Below are 22493 nucleotides of genomic sequence, written 5' to 3'. Positions count from 1 at the left end.
CAGACACCCGAAGGTCTCCAAGCCGTCTTACGCGTCGATTATAAAGTTTGCACCCAGTATTATACCTTACATGATGCGTTCACTAAAAGTATACCTACGAAGGCTACAACGCCTTATCATTCACACCGTCAAGCCATGCTTCAATATCCCCAATTACGGAAGAGACACAACCATCCTCGAACGGAGATTTCAATCCAGCCAGTTCAACCAGTCCAGTGAAGGACAGGCTTCCCCCCGCTTTGCACAATGTCAGATAGTCGGCCCATGCGGACTTCATATCCTCGTTGCTGCGTTTCCAGAACTGGAATGCACAGATTTGAGCGAGCGTATAGTCGATGTAATAGAATGGCGATGAGAAAATGTGACCCTGCTTGTGCCAGAAGCCACCTTGCTCCAGATAAGCATTATCTTTGTAATTGATGTGCGGCAGATAGGTCTTCTCAATGTTGCGCCAAGCCTGCTTACGCTCCGCTGGTGTTGCATCCGGATTCGCGTACACAAAATGCTGGAATTCATCCACGGCTACGCCATACGGAATGAACAACAGACCGGAGGACAGGTGATCGAACTTATACTTGTCCGTATCTTCCTTGAAGAACAACTGCATCCACGGCCAAGTGAAGAACTCCATGCTCATGGAATGGATCTCAGCCGATTCATACGTCGGCCAGTTGTATTCAGGCACTGCAAAATCACGGCTCTCATAGACCTGGAAAGCATGACCTGCCTCGTGCGTCAATACATCGATATCACCCGATGTACCGTTGAAGTTGGAGAAGATAAATGGCACTTTGTAATCGTTCAGGAACGTACAATATCCGCCGCCCTGTTTACCTTTTTTGCTTACCAGATCCATAAGCTCGTTTTCGGTCATCATCTGGAAAAACGCATCCGTCTCTGGCGATAATTCAGCATACATTTTTTTACCATGTTCAATAATCCAGTCCGCGTCACCCTTCGGAGTCGGGTTACCCGTCTTGAAGCTGAAGCCTTGATCGTAAAAATACAATGTATCCACATCAATTCGATTACGCTGGCGCTCTCTGAGCTTGGTCGCCACAGGTACGATATAATCACGAACTTGTGCCCGGAAGTTCGCTACCATCTCTGCGTTGTAATCCGTGCGGTTCATGCGATCATAGCCGAGTTCCACATAGCTTGGATATCCCAGTTTCTTCGCAATCTGTGTACGTACTTTGACCAACTCGTCGTAAATGCGATCGAATTCAGCTTCATGCTCAGCCATGAAAGTGTATCTTGCTTCCGACGCACGCTCCCGCATGGAGCGGTCCGTAGACAGTTCAAATGGATGAAGCTGGGGCAACGTACGCTCTTCACCTTCAAACGGAATCTTGGCCGAAGCGATCAACTGGTTGTATTCTGTGGAAAGTTTGTTCTCCTTCTGGAGTTCTTCGATAATTTCCGGGCTGAATGTTTTCAGAGAAAGATCCGCCAGCTGGAACAATTGTGAACCCCATTTTTGTTCTAACTCGTTGCGGAATTTGGAGTTAACCAGTGCGCGGTAAAAATCCGTGATATATTCCTGCACAATTGGTGCGTTCTCATCCAGAAATTCGTTCTCCGCCTTGTAAAACTCATCATTGGTATCAATGGAATGACGAATGTAGACCAATTGGGCTTGCGTCTCAAAATCACTGCGCAGCGCGTTAATCTGATCCATGAATCCGCTCTGCTCTTCAACCGTTACCGCAGCTTCGAAACCACTCAGCAGCTCACGGAAAGATGTCTTGATGTGTTCCAGATCGGGACGTGTATACGTATACTCACCAAATTTCATTTATGTACACCCTTTCCTGTTTGGCAGAATTTCGGGGATATCCCGAGTTAAACTACCCCCTATTATACAAAAGAGTAGCTAAAAAATCCCATCTTTACGAAAAATATTTGTCCATCGGTCAAATTGTGCAACATCATTGGTTATATATATTACGTGCCAATGTAAGGTCACGTACTCAAGATGTTTTTTCACACAAATAAGCTCGCCTCGCATTAGCGAAGCCAGCTTATAGGCTTGTCTCTTCTGTTCCACATTTTAATGAATACTAGCTTTGGTCTTTGTCCATAATCCGATAGAACCAGCCCATTCCGACCATGCCCACGACCATAATAACAGCCATAATAATAATATATGTCATGAATGTAACCTCCCTGCTTCCGTATATTCATCACACTACTACTAGTGTACACTGTGAAGCTCCGTTTGAATTGACCGAACATTGACAAAAATACGAAATCTTTAATTTTAATAAATCAATTATTTCCACAATCATACTGTATCATTCTCATCTTGCTGCACTGTTAAAAGTTTCATCCGCCAACCTTACGGTGTATACTATACTTCTATGAATTGGAATTGGATTATACGTAGAAAGGTTGAAAGACATGTCGACTCGCATCCCTTTACGTCAGCTAATGCTTACTGTTCTACTGACCCTTATGTTATCTATTTTATCTGCCTGTGCTGATGGAGAAGCCCATCTAACGGTTAATTTGGATGGTTCAACGGATCTGGATCTAGATCTCAAGGTAACCAACTCTGCACTTGGAAAGATCGGACAAGACAATCTCATGCCTCTGATCGCAGATGCATTGAATCGAAATAACTTCCAGGCAGAGGTATCGGAACAAGGGGATCAGAAGCAGCTCACCGCAACAAACCATTATGAAAAAAGCAATACGACCAGCTTTGATACGTCCAAGTTACCACAAGGCATCAAGGTCGAACAATCCACTACACCCGGCTTCTTCACTTCCAAAATGCACATCACAGCAGAAGCCGATCTGATGGAGTCCATGCCGGATGGTGAGATCAAAAATCAGATCAACAAGGTGCCCGGCTTTCTAAAGAACCTCTTGTTGAAAGATGTAAATTTTGACTTTAAGTTGTCTCTGCCCATCAAGGCAGCCGACTCCAATGCGGACCAAGTGGAGGATAGTGGAAAAACGCTCATTTGGCACGTTTCACCACTCCAGATGAATAAGCTAGATCTGACTGTACAGGTTCCCAATATCCGGAACATCATCATTATTGCAGTCCTTGGTTTATTGCTAATCGTTACGCTGCTCATCTGGATTTTCGTTCGCCGCAGACGCGCCAGACAGCCCCAAAGTGCAAGACCACATCGGGGTAAACGTTAATTCCATCACTACAATTTCATTTGTGACTTGCCAAACGGTGTTATGGATAGTAGAATACATCCGTACTGTGTGAACGGTTAGATTTTTAATTATGGAAAAGCTAAAGAGGTGACAGATTTCATGAATATCCGGGAATGCCCACTACCTGGTATCGGAGTTAAGTACCAGTTTGATACAAAGAGCGGCAATCAGTTAGTCATTATTGTACACGAAGACGGACGCCGTGAATTATTCTCCGTTGATCCGCAAGACAACGAAGAACTTACTCTGATTGCAGAATTGGAAGATGATGAATGCGTAACCCTCTCCGGGTTAATCGGAGGATGGTCCTGATCCTTGTTATCAGGAGTCTTATTTATTTGAATGAATGACAGAATAACCTGCACCTTGAGTTTCTTAAGGTACAGGTTATTTTTCTGTCAGGTTACCTTCTGAGAGCGGATGTATGGAACCCATGTATTCAATACGCGGCTGATCTCCGTGGAATGGAACGGTTTGCTAATAAAGTCCTGCATTCCGCATTTCAGGCATTCCTCACGGTCACTTGCGCCTGCAAAAGCTGTAATCGCTGCAATAACCGGGATTTCCGGATGAGTCTGCCTGATTTTGCAAGTTGCTTCAATCCCATCCATAATCGGCATTTGAATATCCATAAACACCAGGTCATATTGCACCTTGTTCAATGACTCGACGGCCTGTGCACCATTTTCAACAATATCACATACCCCGCCGAATTTACGCAGCATTTCCTCCAGCAGATGACTATTGACCGCTTGATCTTCAGCAATCAAAATTTTGATGTCATGACCAAGACTGGCTCGATCCAATTGCAATTCATTATTCGTAGCTACTTTGATCGAATCACTACTTTCATCGAGCCACCGCTCAAGCACCAGAGTGAACTGAAATTCTGCACCCGCACCAATCTCACTCTGTACGCCAATCGCTCCGCCCATTAACTCCACAAGTTTTTTGCTGATCGCAAGCCCCAGACCTGTCCCGCCAAACTTGCGATTGATGGCCGGATCTAGCTGTGAGAAGGATTGGAACAGTTGATGCTGCTTATCCATTGGAATACCAATCCCTGTATCCTGAACCGTGAAGGTCAACATCAGGTGATCTTGACCATGCTCCTCTGAGAAATCAGCGCCTACCTTCACCGTAATACGGCCTTTCTCTGTGAATTTAACGGCGTTCCCCACCAGATTAATTAGAATCTGCCGTATTCGTGTCTCATCCCCTCGAACACGTTCAGGAATCTGATCCGACATTTCACAGTAGAGTTCAATATTTTTCTCTGACGCCTTAAGTGCAAACAGTTCGATCACGCCACCCAGCATGGTCTTAATTTCTACAGGCGCACGCTCCAGATCCATTTTGCCTGCTTCAATTTTGCTGAAATCCAGAATTTCATTCAAAATGTACAAAAGGGATTCACCGCTGTCTATCATGATTTCCGCAAAACCCTTCTGTTCATCATCCAGCTCCGTTTCCATTAACAGATGGGCCATGCCCATGATACCATTCAATGGCGTACGAAGCTCATGACTCATGATGGCGAGAAACTCGGACTTCGCACGGTCTGCGTGTTCTGCTGCTTCCTTGGCACGTATGATGTCCTTCACCGATGTCATATCACGGAAAACCAAAACGGCTCCACGGGTTCGCCCCTGATCCACAATCGGCTTCAATTGAAACTCAGCCAGGAAACTGGACCCATCCGGTCTCCAGAATACGGATTCAGTACGCGGCAGACTTCGTCCCTCACGTACAGCCTGCAGAATCGGTGTAGCCTTAGATGCATAAGGAATACCTTCGCTCTGCATTTGGATCATCATCTGTTCGAGCGGTTTACCATTCATCTCACTTGGACAGATGCACATCATCTCTGCGGCAGCTGGATTGGCAAAATTCATATTCCCTTCCAGGTCCAGTCCAATAACACCCTCAGACATCCCATTCAGAATCAGCGCCCTTTCATAGCTCAGATTCTCAATTTCCTCAACGTAACGCTTCGACTCTGTAATATCACTTGTGATTCCATAGATGCCAACGACTTGGTCCTCAAGTAAAATCGGAACATTGATGACACTTGTCTCTATTCGCTGACCGTTTTTGTGAATCAAACCTATCTCGTAGCTCTGTGCAGTCCCCTTTACTGTCTCCTCAAAATGATACCGGGTCTTCTCCAAATCCACAGGATCGATGAGATGATCAAAAGGTCGACTCAGCAACTCTTCCTTGGTGTGTCCTGTCAATTGTTCCTGACCCACATTGGCCTTCAGCAGATTGCCTTCCAGATCAAGAGAGGCCACGCCCAGCGGATTACAGTCGAACAATGATCTGTACTCTTGTAGGCTTAACTTTTGTTGCTGGCTGACTGTGATATCACGGGTTACGGCGACCATCTCTTTTAGGTTACCTGAATCGTCATAGACATAATGGGTAATCGTATCTGCCCATACCGTTGATCCATCCTTATGCTTAAGACGGTAACTGATTCGTTTAGGAGCCAGCCCCTGCCTCTGCTCTTCCACGTAGGTTTCAACCAAAGGCACATCCTCGGGATAGATAACGAATGTTCCCGGCTGTCCAATAACTTCTTCCGGTTCATAGCCTAGCATGCTTCTACATGCATCCGATACATACTGGAATGTACGTTGAGGATCCGCATGATGTATGGCAATTAAATCTAGAGAAGATTCCGCCAGGAGACGAGAAACACGGCTGCTTTCCTCCAGTTGTTTGCTTTTCACTAAAAGCCGTTCCTCTGCATCCTTTTGTTTTGTAATGTCAGCAGCTTGTACCAACAGGTATAACGGATTACCATTCGTTTCATCCCTCACAATGCAGGCTCTAATCGTTACCCACAATAACGAGCCGTCCTTTCGTTTCAGACGAACCTCTGTCTCGTACATCGGACGTGCTTCATCGGTCATTTCCCAGAACTTGCTGCGGAATTCTTCTATGTGCAGATCTTCTTCATAGATCATATGTATGACCGAAGTATCAATCAGTTCTTCTTCACTGTATGCGAGCATCTCACAAAATGCCGGATTAAGCTGCATCCAACGACCATTCACATGCGAAGCGACAGCAATGCCTATTGGCGCGTGCGTGTATAATTGTTCGAACAGAGACCGGCTCCCTGTAATAGATTTCGACACCACATGTCCTCCTTTATGAGAATCTGAATGTATTCCGTATGAACAGATCCACCAGAACATAACTTCATCTATAAGAGTACTACCCCAAATGCCATGATTTTTAAACGAGATCGATTAAAATCCCCGCATGAATTCACATTTCTTAAGTAGCGCTACTGACAACTTTCATTGCAGACATACCAATTCGAACACATGACGTCATATACTACACAATACCCGTGCACTCCCGATTATACAATGTTGAAAAATTGAACATGAACGGAGGTTATGGATCATGATCATTGTCGCCAATCAACCCATCGAACTGAACCGCTCGGAATGGTCTGCTTTTGAATGGCATTGGTTACAACAACTCCAGAATCGTCCAACAAGGTACATTTATCAGTCCATGGATCATCTTCATTTTGAATGGGATCTGAGGAGCTCTCTCGTGGATGCAGCGGAAGGATTGGATCGTAGCGGGGTCAGTTTTGCATCCTTTGAAAAATCCAGATGTAATCCTGCCTACTGGAATCGTAATGCGGAGGGGGGATTCGAACTAAGGCCGAACGTGACTCCTGCCGATGGCATCCGGGATATCTGGCGGAATGGACATTTGTATGCCTTTGAATGTGCAACTGCGACAGTCATTGTGTTATATGGCGGGGTGCTGGGCAGCATTCGTGAAGATGCCTTTAACGCCTTGTTCCGTAATCTGTTACTCTTCGACTGGCATTATGACAGTGATCTGCGATTGACCGAAAAAAACGGTCGGGAAACCGCCCTTCCAGGAGATGTGCTCTATTTCAAAAACCCGGATGTCTCTCCGGAAACCCCCGAATGGCAGGGGGAAAATACGATTATGCTGCGTGAAAACTGGTATTACGGACATGGCATCGGCATTGCACGCGGCGAAGATATTATTCGTACCCTGAATCAGTTTCGTTTTCCTGGCAGCCAAGTCTCTGCTTACTTAATGGATATGGTTATCTATCCTGATTTCTACTATTTATCCCGATTCGCCAAGAACAGCCAAGCCAACATTTCCGCCGGATCTACGCCTGTATTACCCGGACAGTTATATGTCCGTCTTGGAGGCAGCCGTTATTTACGGAGCTAAACGACGACGACGGGAACGGTAACCGCTCACACGCTGAATCACACGATATATCAATCACCATGATGACAGAAAAAAGCCCAATGGAGCAGCAATTACCCTGCCACCTCATTGGGCTTTCCCACATCGCTTACGGCAAATTAGGCAATCGGGTCCAGTTGCACAACAACCTGTTTACCACTCACCTGAACCCCTGTCGATTTGCTGCCGAATTCAGCAAGCGATTTGCTCAGTTGCTCTGCCCACTCCTTGCCAGCAACTCCCTCTTTGGCTCCATGCACCTGAATGACGAGTTTTACCGAATCACCCTTCTTCAGAATGCGCTCCGCCTGAGACTGCTTCGTCTCCCGGTCATGGTCTTCCATCGCAAGGTTCAACCGAATTTCCTTTACTTTACGTTTATCGGGAGATTTACTCGCTTTTTTCTTCGCCTGCTGCGCTTCCGCTTTGGCTGCTCCAGCTCCAATCAGCTTGCATGGTGGCGGACTGGTCATCAAGGACAAGCACACCAGATCTACTTTATGCTGCTTCGCAAGTAGAAGTGCTTCCTGCGTAGACATAACACCCAAATCTTCACCGTTCAGGCCCGTAAGCTGCACTTCGGCTGCTTTGATCTTGTCATTTTTGATCATGATTCTTCCTCCTCTACATCAAAAGCCTGTCCTGACCATTTACGGATCAGAGCAGGCTAGGATGGTGTTGCTACTATTTGCAATACATATCAGCGTACGAATACGCCAATCGGCTTGATTTACAGCGTGTTGAATGCTTCAGTCAGAACCGGTACAATTTGTGATTTGCGTGATACTACGCCTTTCAAGATTGCTCTGCTGTCGGACAGCGTCACATTGTAGGCTTTCTCCACCGCTTTAGTGGATGTACCATATGCCAAGGCAACGGAATCGTTATTCAAAATGTCTGTTACAACAAATACGAACAAATCGAGACCTTTACTCGAAATAATGGCTTCAATAGCTGCTTCAAGCTCAGGTTGCTTCACGAGAACATCATTCACGTCAACAGCATTAACCTGTGCAATTTCCACTTTGGACTGGCCCATCACGAATTCTTTGGCATCCAGGGAGATCAGCTCAGCAATCGTTTTTTGGCTCAGATCCGCGCCGGCTTTCAACATATCCAGACCATAGCTGTCTGCATCTACACCAGCAATAGCAGCCAGTTCACGCGCAGCAGCTACATCCTGCTCTGTGCAAGTCGGAGATTTGAACAACAGGGAATCGGAGATAATGGCAGACAGCATCAGACCAGCAATCGGTGCACTCACTTCGATACCGTTTTCTTTGTACATTTTATTCAAAATGGTTGCTGTACAACCTACAGGCTCTGCACGGAAATACAGAGGTCCGCTTGTCTCAAAGTTAGCAATACGGTGATGGTCGATAACTTCAACGACAGTCACTTCCTCAATATCGCTTACACTTTGCTGACGCTCGTTGTGGTCAACCAGAATAACCTTGTTTACTTCATTGGCAGCTGTTTTAATCAGACGAGGTGCTGCGATTTTGAATTGATCCAGTGCGAACTGGGTTTCACCATTGACTTCGCCGAGACGCACAGCTTCAACGTCCTGACCCAATTTTGTTTTCAGATCCGCATAGGCGATTGCCGAACAGATCGTATCCGTGTCGGGATTTTTGTGACCGAAGATTAACGCTTTTTCCATATTCATAGCCCTCCGTCAATTCTGATTTAGAATAATACATGTCCTATTTTTAATCATACCCTACTGATTATAGCGCTTATAAGGCTTAATTCCAATCCCTTTACAGCGAATTAATTGCAAATCATTCTCAGGTCAGTCATTTTGAAAAAATAATATACGCCCTGTAATGCTAATTCACAGAGGTCTTGGCCACATTAGCAATGAGGTGCTTCTCCAATTTCTCCCCTTCACACAAGGCCTGTACGAGCGCTCTGCCTGAATCCGTTGTCATTTGGCCATACCAGTCACCCTGTGGATACACAATGGTTACACACGCATCATCACACCGACCATTACATTTGGTACGCGTCGTATGGATGAATCCTTCAGCCTGCTGCTTAAGAATCTCGTCCCGCACCGCCTGAGTTACTTCTTCTCCCCCATTACGCATGCATGTTCCACCGTTGCAGAGTAAAATGTGATGTTGCAGTTGATCCAGATTGTAGATAGCCAAACTTGGTTCATTCCCCTCAAGTCGATATGATATGTATCCTAATTATTCCATGCTACAACCTTATAAATTAGCATATGAAACCCTCATACGCAACGAAAATATTAAATCTCAGGCTCTTCCGGGTTCTGCTCTCGCTGCACAAAAAAGGTCTGTAAACTGCCATCCTCACTAATCTCCAGCAGGTTCAGCTGCGCTCCGTAGGCACAACCACCGTCAATGCCAATTTTGTCTCCGCTCGGGTCAAACCAAATGCCTGTCTGATCATGCAGATGTTTCACGGGTGTATGTCCAATAAAGTCCCGCTATCCAGTGTTGGTCATATTCCTCAACATCATGAGTCAATGCCTTGACCATCATGGCATCGTGATTGCCTTTGATCACAATAATATGATGCTCTTGCTGAAGCTGCATAATCTGTTCAATGACCTGTTTGCTGCTTGGACCTCGATCCACATAATCCCCCAGCAAAATCAATTCATCCTGCATCGGATTATAGTCTACATGCTTAAGCAGCGCATTAAATTCATCATAACAGCCATGAATGTCACTAATCACACATCTGCGCATGTGAATCTCTCCTCTCCCTGATCACGCAAGAGTATAACCGGAACCTTGCAAGAGCAAGATTCCGGTCTGTTCAGAGTAGTTATTCCCGTTTACTCACCATTAGTCCTGCTTGAGTCCAAAGGCTTCTGCAATCAGGCCGAATGAGCGCAGACGTGCTTCAAACGAATGAACCGCTGAAGCGATAATCACTTCGTCTGCTTCATGACGTTCAGCCATTGCAATAATTTTGTCTTTCACTTGATCCGGTGTACCCACAATGGAAAAAGAACGGCGCTGACGGATCTGTTCCATCTCCATCGCTGTGAATGGATAGTTGTTCACCGTCTCCAGGGATGGGAATGAGCTCTGTTCAAGACCTCTTCCCAGGCGCAAGAAGAAAAGTTCATTACTGCGTGCAAGTTCAGCGGCTTCTTCTTCTGTCTCCGCGCAGAATGCCGAGACAGCAATCATCGAATGTGGTTTGTCATTCAGGATAGACGGCTTGAAATGCCTGCGGTAATGCTTCATCGCTTCTTCGCCTCCTGGAGTTCCGAAGAATTGGGCAAACGCATACGAGGTCCCTTGCGCGGCAGCAATTCTCGCACCTTCAGAGCTGGAACCCAGCAGCCAAACTTCCGGAACAGTGGGAACCGATGGTCCCGCCACAAGGGATGCGAATCGATGATCCTCAGGCAATTCTTCGTGGAAGTATCCGCCCAGATCCGCAATCTGTTGGGGGAAGAAGTGTACATTTGAAGATTTCCCCTCATTCAGCGCTCTGCTGGCAATCGGCATGCCTCCAGGCGCTCTCCCAATACCAAGGTCAATCCGTCCCGGATGAAGAGCTTCCAGCAGACGGAAATTCTCTGCAACCTTGTAGGCACTATAATGAGGCAACATCACACCGCCGGAACCTACCCGAATTCGATCTGTATGCGCGGCCACATGTGCAATCATAACCTCAGGACTGGAAAATGACAGCGCACCGCTACCATGATGCTCCGACATCCAGAACCGGGAATACCCCAATTGATCCGCATGTTGAGCAAGTTTCACCGTTTCCTGTAACGTATCCTGTACACTTCGGCCTTCATTGATATGTCCATGTTCAAGTACACTCAATTTCATATATATTCAATCCTCTCGTCTGTTTGGTTCATGAGTACTGTGAATTACTCTTTTGCTCACTTATTTAATGCTTCCTCCATTGTAACATTAATTATTACAGTTTCAATCTTTAGTTATCCTCTTTATTACCACATCCGTACAATTAACATACAAAAAACGCCACCAGTTCTTAGACCAGTGACGTTTTTACTATATCTTATTGGAGAAATATTAATTTATGGTGCACGCTTCGGTAACAACTTCACATACTCGTCAGACAGTTTCATCAGGCTGAGCACATGTTCATAATCGGAACGATAAGGTTCCAAATCCGTTACGGGTTCATATGTTTTCAGCGAGTACGCTGTTCCATCATCAAAGCCAGCACCCGGAATAAACATAATGTCATTGTTGACGAATGAACCTGTTGGCAAGTAATAACGAATACCGAATGCATTGTGATCCATATTGAGCAGATCATGCCCGAAAGCAGTGAACTTCTCATCCTGGAGCGAGACACCCATCAGATTCATGATCGTTGGCAGCATATCCAGCTGTCCGCCAGGCTGTTCGATCAATTGCCCTTGGGTCTGTTTCGGTGTGTGAATCATTAACGGGATGTTGAAACGACTTACCTTGCCGTCATAAGGGACGCCAAGATTGGCCTGAATCTGCTGTGTGATCTCTTCGTCAGCAGGCAGACCGAAGTGGTCTCCGTAGAGTACCAGCGTTGTGTTATCCCACAAACCGTTCGCCTTCAACTCATTAATGAGTTGACCAACCGCGTAGTCCGTATAGTTGATCGCTTGCAGATAATCGTGAAGCAGTTTGTTCGTGATCGTTGCGGGAATCGTGATTCGTGCCCGATCAGCAGGAACGGTAAACGGCGAGTGGCTTGATGCCGTAATGAACTGAGCATAGAACGGCTGATTCGCAGCCTGATGTGCAGTCATTTTTTCCACACCTACACGATATAACTCTTCATCCGATGGTCCAAAGTCATTGAATCTGTCGTTCTCGAAGCTGGGCTTGTCGAAGTAACGAGTGAATCCGAGTGCCGGATACATTTTGTTCCGGTTCCAGAAAGTAACGTCATTCCCATGGAACGTCTCTGACTCATATCCCTTTTCCGCCAGTACCTTGGGTAGACTTGGAAGATCACGATCGCTATACCCGGCTGACATGGGAACAACGCCAGTTGGATAGATAGACGTGTTCGACATGAACTCAGCGTCTGATGTGTTTCCCTGTCCGATCTGTTGGAAAAAATGAGAGAAATAATAGCTTTCTTTGGCCAGATCATTCAGTACCGGCGTTAATTCCTGACCGTCCAATGAAGCATTAATCGGGAAATTCTGAAAGGACTCCAGTTGCAGTACAATCAGATTACTACCTTTGGCCTGACCAAAGTATTTGGCTTTCATGGCTGTACCGTCACTTGGTTTATCCTGATACGGATACTGGCTAACCAACGCATTGATCTTCGCAATCGTTTCGTTAATGTTGCCATTCGCAATGGCCTCATTTTCTTTGCTCGTTAGAATGGCAGACGAGACCTGATAGTTCAGGAAACCGAGATTCTCGGCCCGCACCAACTCGTTATCAATCGTTTCACCTTTGACAATAAAACTGCCAGACAGCACGATGCAAAATGCGGCGGTAAGCGCGACGCCGAGTTTGCCCCAGTAACGTCTCCGGATTCTACCAAACGTCAACCCGCTATCGCGATAACTGCTGCGGTTACGGCCAGCGGAACGTCTGCGCATAATCAGCCATATCGGCAACGCCAGTATAATGTCTACGAAAAATAGAAAGTGCGTCGGTCGTACAAGAGGCCCTATACTGCCCCGCACTTGAGCAACTTGCCCCAGTTCACTAAGCACAGTATAGGTGGGTACCGAACTGAAATGAACATTATACAGCGTAGCGGCGAACAAGATCAGGGAAAACAGAATATTGAATCCTCCGTAGACTGCTCGCTTCCAGGCTTTGGGCACGATCAGATCCAGCAGGCATACCACCGTTAGCGCACCCAATGTGTCAGTTAACAGACCGATACCGGATAGACCCTGGAAAAAGAAATACCGTAGAAGTGACAACTTCAACAGCATCAGGATGAATAACACGGCGAATAAGGTCCGTGATGAAGTCCGTTCATTTTTGGAATTATACATGGTCGCTTTCAACCCTTACCCTGAAATTTTACGTTCATTTTACAAAACGTATATTTCAGTATAACAGTTTTCTGGTTGCTATTCCATGGAAGTTCCGTGTAGGACAGGGTGCACGTTACGCAATGGTGGATATATCTGCGTTCTGTATGTTCGCGTCGTCTCTCTGCCCCTTAATGGCAGCTTGTGCAGCCGCAATTCGTGCATACGGGATCTGTTCAGGCAAACAGCTTACGTAATCCAGTCCAATGCGATGACAGAATGTAATGGACTCCAGATCCACTGCATTCTCTCCACAGATCCCTGTCTTCAGATGAGGTTTTCGAATTCGACCCTGAACAACCGCCATCTCCACCAGTTGTCCGACTCCCTCGACGTCCAGCACATCGAATGGGTTATTCGTTACCGTACGAGAGTCCTTATCCAGTTGAACGTATCGCTTCTCAGCTTGTTCGCGACTATATCCAAACGTCATCTGTGTCAGCGCATCCGTCCCAAAAGAGAAAAAGTCTGCCTGGCGAGCAATGTGAGTCGCCGTCAGCGCGGCTCTTGGAGCTTCGATCATTGCCCCCACTCTATACAGACAATGCCGCTTCTCCTCACCGAGCACTTGGTCAGCCACATGATCCACCAGATCTCTCATCACCTGAAGTTCATGCACATGACCCACCTGTGGGATCATAATCTCCGGACGTACCCACCAGCCTTGACGAATGCCTTTCACCGCCGCGCGGAATATCGCTTCAAGCTGCATATCAACGATTTCCGGGAACACTCTACTCAGACGACAAGTCTGTTGCCCCAGTGTCGGATTGTGTTCGTGCAATTCACTGACTCTGCGAATTACACCCTCCAGTTCCTCCAGATCATTCTGATGGTCTACTTCCTGCCGCTCCTCTGCTTGTAACCACTCGCGCCGTTTCTCCAACACTCCCAGATCCGGGAGCAGTTCATGTACCGGTGAATCCAGCAAGCGAATGGTTACCGGGTACCCATCCATCGCTTCGAATAGTTGTTCAAAGTCAGACTGCTGCATCGGTAACAGACGTTCCAACCCACGCCTGCGTTCGGATTCACTATTAGCTAAAATCATTTTTTGTACAAAAGGTAACCGCGAGGATGACAACAGCATGTGTTCTGTACGGCACAATCCGATTCCCTCAGCTCCCAGTTGCCTTGCTATCATGGCATCCTGTGGTCGATCAGCGTTAGCAAGTACCGTCAGCTCTTTCACTTCATCAGCCCATGCGAGCAGTAGTTGCAGATCTGATGATGAAGGTGACACGGAGTCTGGCTGAATCTGTATGGGAAGATTTCCAGTGCCCGCTTCTCCGCTAGAATCTGTGTCATGCTTCAGCACTTCCGTGATATGCACAGGTTCGATGCGTAACAGTGCATCCTCCTTGGTAATGAGTCCTTCAGACACGAATTCCACAGTACTTTTTAATGAGGCTGTAGAGGTTAAACGGGCAGATTGGGTCTGCACAACATACAATGCCCCGGAATCAATCACAAAGGTGATTTCCTGAACTTCTCCTGTACGCGTCTCCAACTGGCTTCCTATCTCCAGCAATCGTGCATACAGTTCAGGTTCGTCATCTCTTAACCTCTCCAGACTGTTATCCGTTTGATGGGAGTTCCCGGTTGGGACGTAATATCCAGTAATTCCTCTTTCTCCTGTAAGTGGGTTGCGCGTATAAATTGTTCCGGTCCCGCTTGAGTCTCCACATTTTCCATGCATCATCGTCTGTATAAGAACAGGAGCGCCTAGCTCCGAAGAAATATAATATGGTTTACGCATGATCTCGTCCTGAGATCTGGATGCTTTAACATGCTGTGTATGATATATCGCACGTACTACTTCTTTGAACTGAAGTTGAACATCCTGAGGAAAAGGGTTACGCCTCTTCGCTTCAATTAAATATTTAAATTCCGTAATGGTTAATTCAAGTCGTTCCACCTCATCCAGACCCTTGACATCACTCGATATTTCTTTGAAAAATTCAGACGGAATTCCGTATACCAACTGTCCATATTCCCGTAAGTAATCTAGGTAACATTGGAGTGCGTACAACCGATTACCAGCTTGACGTGCGAGTCCTTCCACAGTGTTATCATTCAGACCAACATTTAACAGTGATTGTGTCACCGTTGCTGATGCTCGATCCTGATCCGTACGTACCGCGAGCAGTAGCGGATTTTCCGAATGTCCAAAAAACCTCCCGGTTTGCTGTTCCAAGTGTCGGATTGCGTGAACAATCTCTTCCTCTCCTTCACTGGAAAGATGTCCAAGACGGGTACAGAACTCGCGACAGCATTCCGTTGTGACTACAAATCCAGCCGGGACAGTCCACCCTGCATGCATTAGCTCTGCAAGATCAGCCGCTTTACTGCCCATTAGCCTCTTCATCTCAGCCGTACCTTCTTCCAACAGAACTACCCGTTTTGTCATTACAGCTCTCCCATCCGCCATTCATGGCTATGCTTGAAGACCTCAATTCCTGCGTTACAGATCAGCCTTCATTCTAATGGTATGTCACAATCGGTCAGTCAAGGACATTCGCATCCTTATTTTGTGCTCGTTATCCTGTTTTTTTGTAAACGCTACACTAAAATAAGATGAAACAAGCCTTTCGAGCAGTAGCATTGACTCATTCATCGTAGTGATCAGAATCGTTCAGCACATGGGGCGGCAATGATATTTTTATAGTTTATCGTGATTCCTCCATTGTTCTAATTTTTGAAACGAAAAAGACCGCCATATCAATGACGGTCAGGCTTCAGCATGATTATTGAAATAGATATTTGAAAAATAAAACTGTACAAAGAACACCTATTATCAAAAATATAATTGCTGAGTTCCGATATTTCTTCCACATCCGAATGGCATTAGCAATATTTAGGATGCCTAGTGCAAGCATGCTAATACGAGAATCTACTTGAAACAAGTTGAATACTAACATAATGGCAACTATTATTGAGGTACACCAGAACCATATTGGAATTTTATCCTTGATCATTAATCTGCTCCTTTAGGTTATATCCTATCCCTTATAAAATATTCCTCATTCTAATTTAAATTCCTTTATTTGGTATATAAATCCCAGTCAAAAGGACTCACTCTCAATGCCTGTCTGCATATCATCCGAGGGACTAGTGATGTGATCGAGGAATATGGTTTACCTGCTTGTTCTATGAAATTTAATGAATTAGCTATTCCCATTCACCTTTTTTGACGTAAGTTGCATCATAGGCAACAATTACATTCGTTTTATCAGTTACCCTTTGTAAATCATCGACTACAACTTCTTCTTTACCGTAATCTGTTAAACTAGAATCCACTTTCTCAAAAACTCCATAGTCCTTCACATAAATTACATCTGGATGTTTAGAATCATACCGTAAGCTTTCGGGAAGATCTTCACCCGATATTTCATGCGATTCGGCAATCGTAGTCGTCGATATTTCTGTAGCAGGAATCATACCAATAACAGCTACTACTAAAAGTGAGGCCCAGATTTTTTTCCGCATAGGATGTCTATACTCCAATTCATTTTTCCTATATCATACATTAAATCAGATTAGTATAATATTTTTTCATTTTTCTTCGAAGTTGAATTTTAATATTGAAACCAGCTTGTTTGTGAATTTCAACTCTCATCCCTCAAGCCATGAACCTCAGTACATCCTCAATCTTCTTCCCATGAGAAATCACACCGTAGTTCATCCACGACATGAAATCCACTTCATACACATTACCACTCTTCACCGCAGGCAGGCGTTTCCATTCGTCCCTTTCGAGCAGTTCGCGCTCATCTCCAGGTTTGGCAGAATTCCCAGTGTCAAATGTAATCAACAAGTGATCCGCTTCAAGCTGACTTAACTGCTCCAATCCAATGAAGATTCTGCGCTCACGACTTGTCCATTGCTGCACACGGGAATGCGGAGTCAATCCAAGATCCTGATAAATTACAGGCCCGACGTAACCCTGCCGATCCCCATACAGAGTAATATCCGATGCGGATATACGCAAAAAAGCCACCGTCTGACCACGTAAAGATCGTGCTAACCGGCCTTTGGCTTCTATGGCTTTGTCCTCATACGCACCAATTACATCTTGAACCCGATTCACCTTTCCCAATACATCGGCGGTCGATCTCAAAATGGAGCGCCAATCCTCTCCCAGATGATCTACGTAAAATGTAGGTGCTACCTGCTCAAAGCGGTCCAGATTCCATCGATCAAGTCCCTTGTTCAGCATGATAAAGTCAGGTATATTGCCCACATTAAATTGAGCATCCTGCTGGCTTACATCGAATTCGGGTACGTCATCCAATCCCAAATAATGCTGTCTACCCCAGGAATGATGGGAACATTGCAGTACAGGTTTTACGCCAAGAGCCAACACAAAGTCCTCCAGATACGGAGCAAAGACACGAACCTCTTGACGGTGATGACGGCGGTATAGTCCAGGTGAAATACCAGCATATTGCTTGAAACGGCGACCAAAATAATACTCGCTGCTAAATCCCACATTCTGAGCAATTTCATGGATGCGATCATCCGTCAGTTGCAAGAGTTGCTTCGAGCGCTCCAACCGAACCGCATTTACATATTCAAGTGGGAGCTTGCCCGTAATTTTTTTGAATTGCCGAGTGTAGCTCGCTCTTGTTAGACCAATATCTGCTGCGAGCTCATCAACGGTTATCGTCTGATTATAGTGATCACCAATATAACGAATTGAACTTTGAAGGCGGGCACGGTCATCTGGTGCTTCGGTTTCGGGATCACTCTGGCGAAGCAAGGCACGGAACCACTCCTGGAAACGAAGCTGTACATCCCATTGCTCCAGCCAATCGCTAGTGATCTGTTGACGCAACATTTGTTCCAAAGATTCAAGGCAGGAACTCCATGGACTGTAATTCAGCTGAATAAGAGGTGGCACTGTCGGAGAATCTGTACATTTGTGCAGTGTACGCTGCCCCGCAGTGTCTTTGGAATGCATAACATTCGAAGTCTCTTCTTTTAACTCAACCACCATCAGATCAAGTTTATAGTACTGCAATGGACTTTCTATCCAAGGAGAACTTTCTATTTTAACGGATGTTCCACCGGGAACAAACATAATCATTCCTTTTTCCAGATGAGATTCCCGATCTGAGCACACCATTGAGCCCTTTCCAGACGTTACAACAAATATGGAGTGAGAGGACGACATTCTGTATAGCAAACGTTTATCAATATGAGATTTATGATGATCTACGTACTCCATACGCTGAAGTGCGCATAGCCAGGGCTTTGGAATCCGTTGCATTATTGTGTGGCTCATGTTCATCGTCCTTAACTGAGAATTATTATCATTTAAATCGGATTATACCACTGCACTACAGGTGTAATATCGAGCGCCTTCAGATAATCTTCCACATATATTCCAGCAACCCGCTGAGGTTGAACCGGAATCGTCACATCTCCAAATTCATCCTGCACAACTCGTGTCGCAGGCTCTGTCTCGGTTCCAGATGTATTTTCTCCAGAAGCTACACTTTCAGTTGCAGGAGTCTGTTCCGCATTCGTAGCGGCATTTGTATTACATCCCGATATAACCAGACCCATGAGCAGTAATGTAATCGCCCACCCTTTGAAACCTTTAACTAAACCTACCATGTTACCCTTCACCCCTATGTGATCTGTTGATGTAACCGTGAGAACGTTTCACATATAATGATTATCATTCTCATCGATTGCTTAGGTGAATTGTACCTTATGCCTCAGCCGACCCACAATGTACATTTGATGCTGTTTTTTTATACAAACGAAAACAACCCTGTTGGTCCTCCCCCCGCTTATCGCAGGGGCAACCTGCCTTGACGATAACTTTCCAACAGCTGATCCACAAAGGAATCTCTAACCGTACCCTGTAACAATGCAGCCCCAATTAAACCAATATCATCACTCACATACCCCGCCAACTCAGGTTCGCCTGTAAATGCTAAGGTTTGTTTGAACGCCTGTTCCCTGCATGCGCGTAGCACCTCTTCTTCAGCCACCTTGGAAGCTTGAGCCCAACGTTCAAAAGATTGCATCCAGTCGTCGGCAAAAGCAGTACCATCCCTTTCATCCAAATAAACTTCCACATCCAACTCTTCGAATGTCTGCTAGGTCAGAATCCGTCCCTCATTCAGATCCGCCAGTAGCTTCTGCACATCCGTTCTGCTCATTGATTTCCCCCAATTCCTCATCATGTCAAATACATCTCATTTCTCATATATAACTCTGTTACTCCCACAATCGGGTGACCTGCACCAACTTGCACCTTCCATCAAACTCCAACGTATAGATATCCGGCATTGTAGTAGTCTCCCAGAAATCATAACCGTAGGAAGAGTTATAGTGTTGAAAGATAAGCGTCATCACATCTCCATGTGTTCCGATGACTATCTTCTGACCCGCATGTTTACTCAGAATTCTCTCGATCACCGCTACTGCCCTTGAGCGAGCCTGTTCACCAGACTCTCCTCCAGGGTACGCATACATGGGATCTCGGTACAATCGTAGCTTGGCTTCACGGAAATTCTTATGCTTCACATCCGAACTCGACAACTGGCGTTCACGCAGATCTTCCTCTGTCACCACAATTCCACCTGACCGATCTGCCAGAATCTGAATCGTATCCACCGCTCGCCTGTAAGGGCTTGAATAGAACAGTTGAATCTGCTCCCCATGGAGCAGATTGGCAACCGTTCCCGCATCTTGATGTCCTTGCTCTGTCAGCCCACGCTCGCGTTCCTGTCCTTCAACATATTGAGACTCCGCATGTCTAACAAAATACAAAACTGTGCTGGCTTCGCTCATCATCCGCCCGCCAACCCTTTCTTCTTCTCAATGACAATCAGGCAGGTGCTGTCTGGCAAAGGCGCAGGCTCGCCATCTTCGTGCATGAAGATCATTCGTTCTCCGAGTGCTTCCGTGTACCCTTCCTGAAGGAAATGTCGGAACGTAATGATCTCGGCTTGTTCGCCCAGCGCTTCTCGAATGCAATTATCATAGGCCGTCGGTGTAAATATACCGAACTGTTCCTGAATCTCATGCACATATGCCTCTTCGCCCCACGTATAGGTATAGAGAAATTCCATCGCATCGTTGATCGGCATCACAACCTCGTTGTCTGAGATACGCTCAAATTCAATCGCACGCCCCTGAAAATCCTCTGTGTACCGCTCCAGCGAGCGCATCCCATCCGGTTCCAGGAAACGAATCCGGCGTTTCTGTGCTTCCGGTTCACTCATGATGCCATCCCGAATCAGAATTCTTCCTCCAGGTGACAACACATGGAATGAGCTTTTCAGCGCTGCCACAACCGTGTCGGAATTAAATCTTCGGCCGTCAAGTTCAATATATGAATACAATTCATGCAGAATGGATGAAAAAATTACCGTATCCACTGTGCCTGGTTGCACATATTGCTCCAGTTGCAGGGCATCCCCCTTCATGACTTGCCAGCGATGTCCCTCACGCTGTTTCTTGCGTTCCAGCGCTTCAATCACATTGGCTGAGATATCGATACCGATCGGCTCCACTTCCGGTTTTTCCTGCTCAATCAGATCCAGCAGAATCCCTCCACCCGGACCAATATCAAGTACCCGTTTACCCACGATATAGTCCAGCAGCACTTTTTTGTAATCACCCGAACTGTTCATGTCGGACAAGTACGTCTCTTCATTGTGGAACCGGTCATAGGCATCCCGGCGCAACCCGAACAGATCGAATAAAAGCAGCACAGCCTTCTCATACAATGGAGACTTTTCCGCTTCAATACAGAATGCAATGAGCTTCTCCGCCGCCGGGGAAAATTCAAAGGTCACGAACAGGGTATCTGGTAAATCTGTATGGCGCTCAATTCGATGTGTTAGATGGGGGTACACGATCTGCTCTCCTGCAGCTAACTGTTCCCACGAATACTGTTCCAAATACTTTTCGATCATTCGTTTTTTGTAAATATTCAGCTTTTTGACGCCTTTATAGTCGTAATACATTGTATTCATCAATGGTTCGAAGCTGATGTGACGAACGATAGCGGCCTGACCTTCCATGGGTGTGGAATACATACTCTCACTGTAAAGCGTCAACAGGAACACTTTTACCATCTCCTGCAACGAGAAATCCTGCATAGCCGACTCCACATACCACAGCGTACGATGAGCCAGCGGAGCCAGAATTGAATCCACATCCAGTTCCGTTTGAAGTTTGGCATAAGCCGTGTCCATCGCTTCTCCTTGTTGGATGGATGAACTTCTCAAACGGGATAACCGTTCTTTCACGCTCCAGTCTTCATGCTCCGGTCCGGCGATAATCCAGCCTACAATTCGCTCCACCTCAGCCTGAACCTGTTTCCATAGCGCTGGATCAACGCCTGCAATAATACACTCATTTAATGCCATCAGTAAGGCGTGCAATTCTTCTGTAGACAGCCATCCTTTACCGATTATGGAGTGAAGCGGAGTATTCTCGGCAAATGGAATTTCCCCACGTATGTATTGTCCAATTAGTCCATGCGTAGCAATAAGGGTACGAACAACCTCATGTCTCGGTGTGGATGAAATCGGTGTAGCGTGTTCACTTATAGAACCGGGTTGACTAATTCTCGTCTCCTTGTTCTTATCGATGTTGTTATCCAGTTGGCCTGCCGCCACATAGAGGTCATACAACTGAGCGGACCCCACATTGTGCACAAACAGGTTAACGCCTTGCTTTTGCCATGCCCGCCGCTGCTCCCGTGATCCGGCCTTCGCCGTCTCTGACCACATTAATACTTCCTCGAGAATTTCACGGACCCAAAAAGAAACCTGAAGCTTCTCCAGCACTTGAAGTGTACGCTCGGTGTAATTCAGCACCGGATTTGTGCCCTCAAGTTCGGCGATAGAATGAATGCGCTCGAGGTTAATATGCGGCTTCTCCGCTGCTGCCAGCAGTTGCAGCCAATGCTGCTGGGCTTCCGGCGTGTTGCCTGATTTGTAAGATTGTATGGCCTTTAATGAATGCAGCATGAATTTGTCCCCTCTCTTTCTCTACC

At 46.1% G+C, this 22493-nt stretch carries 19 protein-coding genes; 3 read left to right on the top strand and 16 right to left on the bottom strand.

Annotated features, from left to right (window positions below; translation table 11 throughout):
* Window positions 1–103: 103 nt before the first annotated feature.
* Entirely contained in the window at window positions 104–1798 is a 1695-nt protein-coding gene (locus M1D71_RS11730; RefSeq protein WP_458126571.1) for a M3 family oligoendopeptidase, read from the bottom strand.
* A 605-nt stretch (window positions 1799–2403) separates the two neighbouring features.
* Here M1D71_RS11730 and M1D71_RS11725 point away from each other — a divergent pair.
* Entirely contained in the window at window positions 2404–3159 is a 756-nt protein-coding gene (locus tag M1D71_RS11725) for a hypothetical protein (protein WP_458126570.1), read from the top strand.
* Between the two features lie 120 nt (window positions 3160–3279).
* Window positions 3280–3492 carry a hypothetical protein gene (locus M1D71_RS11720; protein WP_336759747.1) on the top strand — a complete coding sequence of 71 codons (213 nt, stop codon included), beginning with the start codon at window positions 3280–3282 and terminating at the stop codon, window positions 3490–3492.
* Between the two features lie 86 nt (window positions 3493–3578).
* Here M1D71_RS11720 and M1D71_RS11715 read toward each other — a convergent pair whose 3' ends face one another.
* The gene (locus M1D71_RS11715) at window positions 3579–6326 is read right to left on the bottom strand and encodes a PAS domain S-box protein (protein ID WP_458126569.1); all 2748 of its coding nucleotides are present in this window, start codon (window positions 6324–6326) and stop codon (window positions 3579–3581) included.
* Between the two features lie 274 nt (window positions 6327–6600).
* Between M1D71_RS11715 and M1D71_RS11710 the strand changes: the two genes are divergently transcribed.
* Window positions 6601–7425, top strand: a complete 825-nt coding sequence (locus tag M1D71_RS11710) for a protein-glutamine gamma-glutamyltransferase (RefSeq protein WP_458126568.1) — start codon at window positions 6601–6603, stop codon at window positions 7423–7425.
* Window positions 7426–7562: 137 nt separating this feature from the next.
* On the opposite strand, the gene infC is transcribed toward M1D71_RS11710, so the two are convergent.
* From infC to M1D71_RS11640, 14 genes are all read right to left on the bottom strand, one after another.
* The gene (gene infC / locus M1D71_RS11705) at window positions 7563–8054 is read right to left on the bottom strand and encodes a translation initiation factor IF-3 (protein WP_458126567.1); all 492 of its coding nucleotides are present in this window, start codon (window positions 8052–8054) and stop codon (window positions 7563–7565) included.
* A gap of 119 nt (window positions 8055–8173) precedes the next feature.
* On the bottom strand, window positions 8174–9106 hold the full coding sequence (locus M1D71_RS11700; protein ID WP_036670609.1) for a manganese-dependent inorganic pyrophosphatase: 933 nt from the start codon (window positions 9104–9106) through the stop codon (window positions 8174–8176).
* Window positions 9107–9275: 169 nt separating this feature from the next.
* Window positions 9276–9599, bottom strand: a complete 324-nt coding sequence (locus M1D71_RS11695; RefSeq protein WP_458126566.1) for a (2Fe-2S) ferredoxin domain-containing protein — start codon at window positions 9597–9599, stop codon at window positions 9276–9278.
* A 101-nt stretch (window positions 9600–9700) separates the two neighbouring features.
* Entirely contained in the window at window positions 9701–9877 is a 177-nt protein-coding gene (locus M1D71_RS11690; RefSeq protein WP_458126565.1) for a hypothetical protein, read from the bottom strand.
* Complete coding sequence (locus tag M1D71_RS11685) at window positions 9861–10166, bottom strand: metallophosphoesterase (RefSeq protein WP_458126564.1); 306 nt, start codon at window positions 10164–10166, stop codon at window positions 9861–9863. Before M1D71_RS11685 ends, M1D71_RS11690 begins: the two co-directional genes overlap by 17 nt.
* A gap of 99 nt (window positions 10167–10265) precedes the next feature.
* Window positions 10266–11273, bottom strand: a complete 1008-nt coding sequence (locus tag M1D71_RS11680; protein WP_458126563.1) for an LLM class flavin-dependent oxidoreductase — start codon at window positions 11271–11273, stop codon at window positions 10266–10268.
* Between the two features lie 215 nt (window positions 11274–11488).
* Complete coding sequence (locus M1D71_RS11675) at window positions 11489–13426, bottom strand: LTA synthase family protein (protein ID WP_458126562.1); 1938 nt, start codon at window positions 13424–13426, stop codon at window positions 11489–11491.
* A 115-nt stretch (window positions 13427–13541) separates the two neighbouring features.
* On the bottom strand, window positions 13542–15875 hold the full coding sequence (locus M1D71_RS11670; protein ID WP_458126561.1) for a putative PEP-binding protein: 2334 nt from the start codon (window positions 15873–15875) through the stop codon (window positions 13542–13544).
* A gap of 761 nt (window positions 15876–16636) precedes the next feature.
* The gene (locus tag M1D71_RS11665; RefSeq protein ID WP_458126560.1) at window positions 16637–16954 is read right to left on the bottom strand and encodes a hypothetical protein; all 318 of its coding nucleotides are present in this window, start codon (window positions 16952–16954) and stop codon (window positions 16637–16639) included.
* Between the two features lie 133 nt (window positions 16955–17087).
* Window positions 17088–18752 carry a helix-turn-helix domain-containing protein gene (locus M1D71_RS11660; protein ID WP_458126559.1) on the bottom strand — a complete coding sequence of 555 codons (1665 nt, stop codon included), beginning with the start codon at window positions 18750–18752 and terminating at the stop codon, window positions 17088–17090.
* A gap of 32 nt (window positions 18753–18784) precedes the next feature.
* Window positions 18785–19087: a hypothetical protein gene (locus M1D71_RS11655; RefSeq protein WP_458126558.1), complete on the bottom strand. Its 303-nt coding sequence runs from the start codon at window positions 19085–19087 to the stop codon at window positions 18785–18787.
* Window positions 19088–19266: 179 nt separating this feature from the next.
* The gene (locus M1D71_RS11650) at window positions 19267–19545 is read right to left on the bottom strand and encodes a hypothetical protein (protein WP_458126557.1); all 279 of its coding nucleotides are present in this window, start codon (window positions 19543–19545) and stop codon (window positions 19267–19269) included.
* A gap of 154 nt (window positions 19546–19699) precedes the next feature.
* On the bottom strand, window positions 19700–20278 hold the full coding sequence (locus M1D71_RS11645; protein WP_458126556.1) for a histidine phosphatase family protein: 579 nt from the start codon (window positions 20276–20278) through the stop codon (window positions 19700–19702).
* Entirely contained in the window at window positions 20275–22467 is a 2193-nt protein-coding gene (locus M1D71_RS11640; protein WP_458126555.1) for a class I SAM-dependent methyltransferase, read from the bottom strand. The genes M1D71_RS11645 and M1D71_RS11640 overlap by 4 nt, the downstream gene beginning before the upstream one ends.
* Window positions 22468–22493: the final 26 nt, after the last annotated feature.

The organism is Paenibacillus sp. Z3-2, from assembly GCF_054161325.1.
This window is presented reverse-complemented; position numbering and strand designations above follow the sequence as displayed.

Coding starts and splice junctions, on each gene's coding strand:
- M1D71_RS11730 (WP_458126571.1), bottom strand. CDS start 1,798: ATGAAATTTGGTGAGTATACGTATACACGTCCCGATCTGGAACACATC.
- M1D71_RS11725 (WP_458126570.1), top strand. CDS start 2,404: ATGTCGACTCGCATCCCTTTACGTCAGCTAATGCTTACTGTTCTACTG.
- M1D71_RS11720 (WP_336759747.1), top strand. CDS start 3,280: ATGAATATCCGGGAATGCCCACTACCTGGTATCGGAGTTAAGTACCAG.
- M1D71_RS11710 (WP_458126568.1), top strand. CDS start 6,601: ATGATCATTGTCGCCAATCAACCCATCGAACTGAACCGCTCGGAATGG.
- infC (WP_458126567.1), bottom strand. CDS start 8,054: ATGATCAAAAATGACAAGATCAAAGCAGCCGAAGTGCAGCTTACGGGC.
- M1D71_RS11700 (WP_036670609.1), bottom strand. CDS start 9,106: ATGGAAAAAGCGTTAATCTTCGGTCACAAAAATCCCGACACGGATACG.
- M1D71_RS11685 (WP_458126564.1), bottom strand. CDS start 10,166: ATGCGCAGATGTGTGATTAGTGACATTCATGGCTGTTATGATGAATTT.
- M1D71_RS11680 (WP_458126563.1), bottom strand. CDS start 11,273: ATGAAATTGAGTGTACTTGAACATGGACATATCAATGAAGGCCGAAGT.
- M1D71_RS11675 (WP_458126562.1), bottom strand. CDS start 13,426: ATGTATAATTCCAAAAATGAACGGACTTCATCACGGACCTTATTCGCC.
- M1D71_RS11670 (WP_458126561.1), bottom strand. CDS start 15,875: ATGACAAAACGGGTAGTTCTGTTGGAAGAAGGTACGGCTGAGATGAAG.
- M1D71_RS11665 (WP_458126560.1), bottom strand. CDS start 16,954: ATGCGGAAAAAAATCTGGGCCTCACTTTTAGTAGTAGCTGTTATTGGT.
- M1D71_RS11660 (WP_458126559.1), bottom strand. CDS start 18,752: ATGAGCCACACAATAATGCAACGGATTCCAAAGCCCTGGCTATGCGCA.
- M1D71_RS11655 (WP_458126558.1), bottom strand. CDS start 19,087: ATGGTAGGTTTAGTTAAAGGTTTCAAAGGGTGGGCGATTACATTACTG.
- M1D71_RS11645 (WP_458126556.1), bottom strand. CDS start 20,278: ATGATGAGCGAAGCCAGCACAGTTTTGTATTTTGTTAGACATGCGGAG.
- M1D71_RS11640 (WP_458126555.1), bottom strand. CDS start 22,467: ATGCTGCATTCATTAAAGGCCATACAATCTTACAAATCAGGCAACACG.